This is a genomic window from Allobosea sp. (assembly GCF_048595345.1).
In the GTDB taxonomy this organism is placed as follows: Bacteria; Pseudomonadota; Alphaproteobacteria; order Rhizobiales; family Beijerinckiaceae; genus Allobosea.
Window position 1 is genome coordinate 1 of sequence record NZ_JBMDWH010000030.1, and the last position, 6886, is coordinate 6886.

General features: G+C 67.5%; 8 protein-coding genes. 2 read left to right on the forward strand and 6 right to left on the reverse strand.

What is annotated here, in order from left to right; translation table 11 throughout:
* Positions 1-290: 290 nt before the first annotated feature.
* From ACOJTB_RS03920 to ACOJTB_RS03930, 3 genes are all read right to left on the reverse strand, one after another.
* Positions 291-1181: a LysR family transcriptional regulator gene (locus ACOJTB_RS03920; protein ID WP_420101212.1), complete on the reverse strand. Its 891-nt coding sequence runs from the start codon at positions 1179-1181 to the stop codon at positions 291-293.
* A gap of 143 nt (positions 1182-1324) precedes the next feature.
* On the reverse strand, positions 1325-2290 hold the full coding sequence (gene trxB / locus ACOJTB_RS03925; protein WP_420101213.1) for a thioredoxin-disulfide reductase: 966 nt from the start codon (positions 2288-2290) through the stop codon (positions 1325-1327).
* Between the two features lie 84 nt (positions 2291-2374).
* Positions 2375-3409: a mitochondrial fission ELM1 family protein gene (locus tag ACOJTB_RS03930; RefSeq protein ID WP_420101214.1), complete on the reverse strand. Its 1035-nt coding sequence runs from the start codon at positions 3407-3409 to the stop codon at positions 2375-2377.
* Between the two features lie 71 nt (positions 3410-3480).
* Here ACOJTB_RS03930 and ACOJTB_RS03935 point away from each other — a divergent pair, with 71 nt between their 5' ends.
* Together ACOJTB_RS03935 and ACOJTB_RS03940 are read left to right on the forward strand one after the other, a co-directional pair.
* Positions 3481-3945, forward strand: coding sequence for an Lrp/AsnC family transcriptional regulator (locus ACOJTB_RS03935; protein ID WP_420101215.1), 465 nt, complete (start codon positions 3481-3483; stop codon positions 3943-3945).
* Positions 3946-3958: 13 nt separating this feature from the next.
* Positions 3959-4402, forward strand: coding sequence for a GNAT family N-acetyltransferase (locus ACOJTB_RS03940; protein ID WP_420101216.1), 444 nt, complete (start codon positions 3959-3961; stop codon positions 4400-4402).
* Positions 4403-4414: 12 nt separating this feature from the next.
* Here the strand turns inward: ACOJTB_RS03940 and ACOJTB_RS03945 are convergent, their stop codons facing one another.
* The 3 genes from ACOJTB_RS03945 to ACOJTB_RS03955 form a co-directional block, all read right to left on the reverse strand.
* Entirely contained in the window at positions 4415-4921 is a 507-nt protein-coding gene (locus ACOJTB_RS03945; RefSeq protein WP_420101217.1) for a hypothetical protein, read from the reverse strand.
* Positions 4922-4998: 77 nt separating this feature from the next.
* The gene (greA, locus tag ACOJTB_RS03950) at positions 4999-5472 is read right to left on the reverse strand and encodes a transcription elongation factor GreA (RefSeq protein WP_420101218.1); all 474 of its coding nucleotides are present in this window, start codon (positions 5470-5472) and stop codon (positions 4999-5001) included.
* 108 nt (positions 5473-5580) lie between these two features.
* Positions 5581-6886 (reverse strand): ATP-binding protein (locus ACOJTB_RS03955; protein ID WP_465248396.1); only part of this gene is annotated, 1306 nt, incomplete at its 5' end.

The following is a 6886-nucleotide window of genomic DNA, read 5'->3' on the forward strand; positions in this document are numbered from 1 at the left end:
CCGCACGTGTGGCGGAAAAAAGGCAGGCGCCGGGTGCCGCATTTTCGCGCTGCTGCCGCGCTGGGGCCTCTGTTGGTGCGGAAATTGTGCAACTGCGAGCAGCCGCTGCGGCGGTCGCCGCAGAGGTGAAACGGGGCAGGACTGTGGTGTTTCGTGCGCCACGCGCGCGGCGGTCGCCGGCGGATCAGGCTGCAAATTACGCTGCGACCGGCCCGCGAGGACTCATATCGCGCTGCAGCATCCGGCACACTGGCCGGATGCCGTCGCAAGCGGCGGCCGGAGCCGCCCGCTCAGTAGGTCCAGCGCTGGGCCTTCTGGATCAGGAAGTCCCGGAAGACCTGCACGCGCGCCACCGACTTCATCTCCTCGGGATAGACCAGATAGCTCTCGAGCTGCGGCATCTCGGTCTCGCGCATCAGCTGCACGAGGGGGGAGCCCGTCTCGATGAGATAATCCGGCAGCACGGCGATGCCGGCGCCCGAATCGACCGCGCGCTTCATCGCGGTGATGTTGTTGACCTCGAGATGGATCGGCCGGGGATTGCGCTGGTCGCGCCCGAGCGAGCCGAGCCAGTGCACCGAGGTGAGATAGGAGGGCGAGGTGCCGCCGAAGGAGAGCAGGCGGTGGTTGTCAAAGTCCTCATAGCTCTTCGGCTCGCCGACGCGCTTGATGTAGGCCGGCGAGCCGTAGACGTGGAAGTGCACGGTGAAGAGCCGGCGCTGGATCAGGTCGGGCTGCTGCGGCTGGCGCAGGCGGATGGCGATGTCGGCCTCGCGCATCGACAGGTCGAGTTCCTCGTCGGTGAGGATGAGCTGCACCTTGATGTCGGGATAGAGGTCGAGAAACTCGGCGAGGCGCGGCGTCAGCCAATGGCCGCCGAGGCCGCGCGTCGCGGTGACCTTCAGTTCGCCGGACGGGTGCTCGCGCGTCTCGGAGAGCTGGGCGCGGGTGCGCTCGAGCCGCTGCGTCATCTCGCGCGCGGCGCGCCATAACAGCTCGCCCTGTTCGGTGAGAATCAGGCCACGGGTGTGGCGGTGAAACAGCGGTGCGCGCAGCTCGCGCTCGAGTGCGCCGATCTGCCGGCTGACCGCCGACTGGCTCAGGCCGAGACTGTCGCCAGCCTTGGTGAAGCTCCCGGATTCAGCAACCGTGTAGAAGATGCGGATGCGGTCCCAATCCACCGCGTTCCCCCCGTGTTATGCGTTCAGCGCATGATGGAAGGGGAAGCGCGTCAGGTCAACGGTTGCTGAGCCGGGATCGGGGATTCCAGCTGCTCAAAACGCGTGCTGTCACCGATCAAAATCGCTGATGTGTCCCGGTTGCCTCATTCCGCGGCTTCACGGGTGGCGAGCTGCTGCGCCATCAGCCAGCGCTCGGCGTCGAGCGCGGCCATGCAGCCCAGCCCGGCGGCGGTCACGGCCTGGCGGTAATGCTCGTCGGTGACGTCGCCGGCGGCGAACACGCCCTCGATATCGGTGCGCGTCGTGCCGGGCTCGACGGTGAGGTAGCCCGAGGCGTTCATGGCGAGCTGGCCGGCGAACAGCTCGGTGGCCGGCTTGTGGCCGATGGCGATGAAGACGCCGTCGGTCTTCAGCTCGCTCTCGGCGCCGGTCTTGAGGTTGCGCAGGCGCAGATGCGTGACGTTCGGCGGCTGGGTGGCGCCGCAGATCTCGGCGATCTCGCTGTCCCAGACCACGGCGATCTTGGGATGCTTGAACAGGCGCTCCTGCATCACGCGCTCGGCGCCCAGCGAATCGCGGCGGTGGACCAGCGTCACCTTGCTGGCGAGGTTGGCGAGATAGAGCGCCTCCTCGACCGCGGTGTTGCCGCCGCCGACGACCACGACCTCCTTGTTGCGGAAGAAGAAGCCGTCGCAGGTGGCACAGGCCGAGACGCCGAAGCCCTGAAAGGCCTGCTCGGAGGGCAGGCCCAGCCATTTCGCCTGGGCGCCGGTGGAAATGATCAGCGCATCGCAGGAATAGGTCTGCCCGGCATCGCCCCAAAGCCGGAAGGGCCGCTGCGAGAGATCGACGCGGGCGATGTGGTCGGAGACCAGCTTCGTGCCCATGTGCTCGGCCTGGGCGCGCATCTGCTCCATCAGCCAGGGGCCCTGGATCGGGTCGGCGAAGCCGGGATAGTTCTCGACATCGGTGGTGATGGTGAGCTGGCCGCCCTGCTGCAGGCCGGAGATCAGCACCGGCTCCAGCATCGCGCGGGCCGCATAGATGGCGGCGGTGTAGCCGGCCGGGCCGGAGCCGATGATCATGACGCGGGCGTGGGTATGGGCCATCGTCTTTATTCCTTCCGCGCGGCCTTTGCCGCGCTCCTTCCCGTCAGATACGCCGCGATCCGTGCCGGGCAAGCGCTGCGCCGTTCAAGAGGCCGCGAGCCCCGCGCCGGGCCCTGCCTCCAGTCCCATGGCGGAGCGATGGCGCAGCCATCCTCGCCTTATCGCATCGGCGATGACGGGCGTGGAGTCCATCGGGAGGTAGGGCTCCCCCTCGATCTTTCCACGGAAAGGATGGGCCGCGCCGGTCTTCGTCAGGTTCCCGATCAGCGCCGCGATCTTGGCATGGCCGCCCGAGGGCTCGAAGATCAGCACCGGCCTGCCAGTCGCGGTCGCCTCTCCGAGCATGTTGGTGGAATCGGCGGTGACCAGGATCGCGTCGGCATGGGCGAGCAAGGCGAGGAAGGGGTTCTCGCCCGTGCCGTCCCACCACCAGCCGCCATGGCGAGCGAACACCGCGGCGACGGCTTGCCTGAGCGGGGGCTGTGTCCGGCGGGAGGGCGAGCCCATGAGGCTGGCGCCGCCCTTTGCCAGCGTCTCGAGCCCCGCGGAAAGGCGGTCGATATCGGCAGGCGTGAAGCGGTGATGGCGGCTGTCGCCGCCGACCAGCACTGCCACGCGGGGACGGGGCAGGGCGGTGATGAAGGGCGGCGGGGCAGCTCGCGCGGCCGCGAGCTTCTCCTGGGTGAGGCGATGCGGGGCCGTCGCGGTGACGAGGACATTGTCGCCGCGCAAGCGGTCATGCGCGGCGACCCAGATCAGGTCGGCCGCGCTTGTGCCGGTGCGCGGGTCCTTGAGAAAGGCGGTGAAGGTCGCGCCGTTGGAGACCTTTTTCAGCGCGCGCAGATAGGCGACGGCACGGCGGCCGGAGGCGATGGCGATGTCGGGAAAGGGTGGGCTGAGCGGGCTGCCCGGCTTGCCGGGCGCCTCGCGCGGATCGATCGGTCCGCGCGGCATCAGCCAAGCGAAGGGTTTGCGCGGGGCGACGCGGCGGATGATCGGCGCGCCGGTGAGGCGTTCGGCGACGCCGAGACATTGCAACTCGTCGCCGGCCTTGCCGTCGGTCAGCACCCAGACGGTCGGCTCGGTCTTCACGTCAATGGCGGCTTCGGGCAGCGGCATGCGCCTTGTATCGCCTGCCGCCGCCGTCTACACCAGCGCGGTCTTTCCCGCTGCCGCTCCGTGGTCCTTCCTTGCCCGCCAAACGCGACGATATCGACCTGGCGATCCTGCGCGAATTGCAGGCCGATGGCCGCATGACCAATGTCGAGCTGGCGAGCCGCGTAGGCATCTCCCCGCCGCCCTGCCTGCGCCGCGTGCGGGCGCTGGAGGAGGCGGGGCTGATCCGCGGCTATCATGCCGAGCTCGACGAGCGGGCGCTGGGCTACGAGGTGGTCTGCTTCGCCTTCGTGCATCTGGCGAGCCAGGCGGAGGCAGACCTCTCTGCCTTTCAGGCCCACATCCGCGACTGGGCGACGGTGCGCGAATGTTGGACGCTGTCGGGCGATATCGACTTCATCCTGAAATGCGTCGCGCCCGACCTGAAGGCCTTCCAGGATTTCGTCGGCGAGCTGACGGCGCTGCCGAATGTCCGCAACGTCCGGACGGGGCTGGCGCTCGACCGGGTCAAGGACGAGCCGATCGTTCCGTTCGAATGAACCGGGTACCGATGTGACGCTGACCCTGCGGCTGGCGCAAGAGCGCGATCTCGAGGCAGTCCTCAGCCTTTATGCGCAACTCAGCCCGGCCGATTTATTGCCGAGTCCAGACGAGGCGCGCCAAACCTGGGCGCAGATCCTCGCCAGTCCGATGATCTCGCTGCACCTCGCCCAGGATGGCGAGGAAGTCGTCGCTACCTGCAAACTGATCGTCGTGCCCAACCTGACCCGCAGCCAGCGTCCGTTCGGCCTGATCGAGAATGTCGTCAGCGCGCAAGCCCAGCGTGGCCAAGGCTTTGGCAAAGCGGTCGTCCGAGCGGCAATCGAGCATGCATGGTCTGCAGGCTGCTACAAGGTCATGCTGATGACCGGCCGAACTGATCCTGCCGTGCTTGCGTTCTACGAGGCATGCGGGTTCCAGCGCGGCAAGACGGCGTTTCAGATCAGGCGCTCATAGGCGAAGCCCATCTCAAGCCTCGACGTAGCGCTTGATCCACCAGGCGCTGTTGCGGGCGAGCGCCTGCAGGCGCAGCTGGTCGAGATTGGGCAGGCCGCGGGCCATGCCGTCCGAGAATTCGGTCGAGCGGATCGGCCAGGAGCCGACAGCGCGGCCGGAAGCGTCATACAGCGTCGCGACACTCTCCATGATGTCCGCGGCGCCGCCGCCGTCGCGGACCCGGCCGCCATTGCCGCCATTCCCCGAGAGCCAGAGGCTGTTGACCGAGACGGCAAGCCGGTGGCCGCTTCCCGAGAAGCGTGGGCCGAGAATGTCGGCGAGCGTCGCCTCGAGCTGGGAGCGGACGAGGCCGAGATTGTTGCCCCAGGCTTCCGCCACGTTCGGCGCGAAGGTGACGGTGATGGGCGCGGCCGAGACCGCGGCGACCGGCCGGGCCAGAGCGGGTGCGATAGCGGCGGGGATAAGCGCGAGCGCGGCGCCGGCTGCGGCGAGGCTGAGAAACTGGCGGCGTGTGGTCATGAGAGCATCTCCGGGGATCGCTTTCTCCGAAGATGGGCATGCGGCGCAATGATTGCCAGCCTCGCCATGCGTGACGTTCAGCGGAAGACGACGTCGACGATCTCGTAGGCCTTGCCGCCGCCGGGGGTGTTCACCTGCACGGAATCGCCGATCTTCTTGCCGATCAGGGCGCGGGCGATCGGGGAGCCGATCGAGACCTTGCCGGATTTCACGTCGGATTCCGGCTCGCCGACGATCTGGTAGGATTTCTCCTCCTCGGTGTCCTCGTCGATCAGCTTGACGGTGGCGCCGAACTTGATCGTGTCGCCGCCGAGCTTGGAGACATCGATGATGTCGGCGCGGCCGATCAGCGATTCCAGCTCCATGATGCGCCCCTCATTGAGGGACTGCGCCTCTTTGGCGGCGTGATACTCGGCATTCTCCGAGAGGTCGCCCAGCGCGCGCGCCTCGGCGATCGCGGTGATGATGCGCTGGCGCTGGACCTGCTGCCGGTCCTTCAGCTCTGCTTCCAGGGCGGCGAAACCGCCAGCCGTCATGGGAACCTTTTCCATCTTCTCCGTCCCGTAAGCTTCGAAAGCGCGGGCCGCACCGGCCGCATCGGCCACCGGTGTCCCGCGCTTCCGCTTCGACTTCTAAAACCCGAGCCGACGCGCCCGCTCTCAGGCGACGTCTTCGAAGTAGGATTGCAGCGACCTGACTTCGAGATCGCCGCTGCAATAGGCCTTGATGCCCTCGGCAGCCGCGATCGCGCCCGCCAAGGTGGTATAATAGGGCACCTTGTGCAAGAGGGCCGCCCGCCGCAGCGACCGGGAATCGGTGAGCGCCTGCGGGCCTTCGGTGGTGTTGAAGATCAGCTGCACGCCGCCATTCTTGATGGCGTCGACGACATGCGGGCGACCCTCCAGAACCTTATTGATGCGCCCGACCTCGATGCCTTCCTCCTGCAGCAGGCGCAGCGTGCCGCCCGTCGCGAGAATGCGGAAGCCGAGGCCCGCGAGCATGCGCACCGATTCGACGATGCGCGGTTTGTCGTCGTCCCGCACCGAGACGAAGAGCGTGCCCTTGACCGGCACCTTGGAGCCGGCACCGAGCTGGCTCTTGGCGAATGCGACATCGAAGGAGCGGTCGAGGCCGATGACCTCGCCGGTGGAGCGCATCTCCGGGCCGAGCAGCACGTCCACGCCCGGAAAGCGGGCGAAGGGGAACACCGCCTCCTTGACGCCGACATGGCCGAGCTTTTCGGCCTTCAGGCCGAAGCCGGCCAGGCTCTCGCCGGCCATGATCCGCGCCGCGATCTTGGCGATGGGCTTGCCGATGACCTTGGCGACGAAGGGCACCGTGCGGGAGGCGCGGGGATTGACCTCCAGCACGTAGATGACGCCGTCCTTGATCGCGTACTGGACGTTCATCAGCCCGCCGACATCCAGCGCCAGCGCCATCGCCTTGGTCTGGCGCTCCAGCTCCGCGATGATTTCCGGCGAGAGCGAGCGCGGCGGCAGCGAGCAGGCCGAATCGCCGGAATGGATGCCGGCCTCCTCGATATGCTCCATGATGCCGGCGATGAAGGCGTCCTTGCCGTCGCTGAGGCAGTCGACATCGACCTCGATCGCATCCGACAGGTAGCGGTCGAACAGCAGCGGGTTCTTGCAGAGCACCGTGTTGATCTGGCCGGTCTTGTCGTTCGGATACTTGGCCTTGACCTCGGAGGGGATGAGCGAGGGCAGGGTTCCGAGCAGGTAATCCTCGAACATCGGCTCGTCGCGGATGATCGCCATGGCGCGCCCGCCGAGCACATAGGAGGGCCGCACCACGAAGGGCAGGCCAAGCTCGCCGGCGATGATGCGGGCCTGCTCCACCGAATAGGCGATGCCGTTCTTGGGCTGCTTCAGCTGCAGCTTGTCGAGCAGGCGCTTGAAGCGGTCGCGGTCCTCCGCGAGGTCGATCATGTCCGGCGAGGTGCCGAGG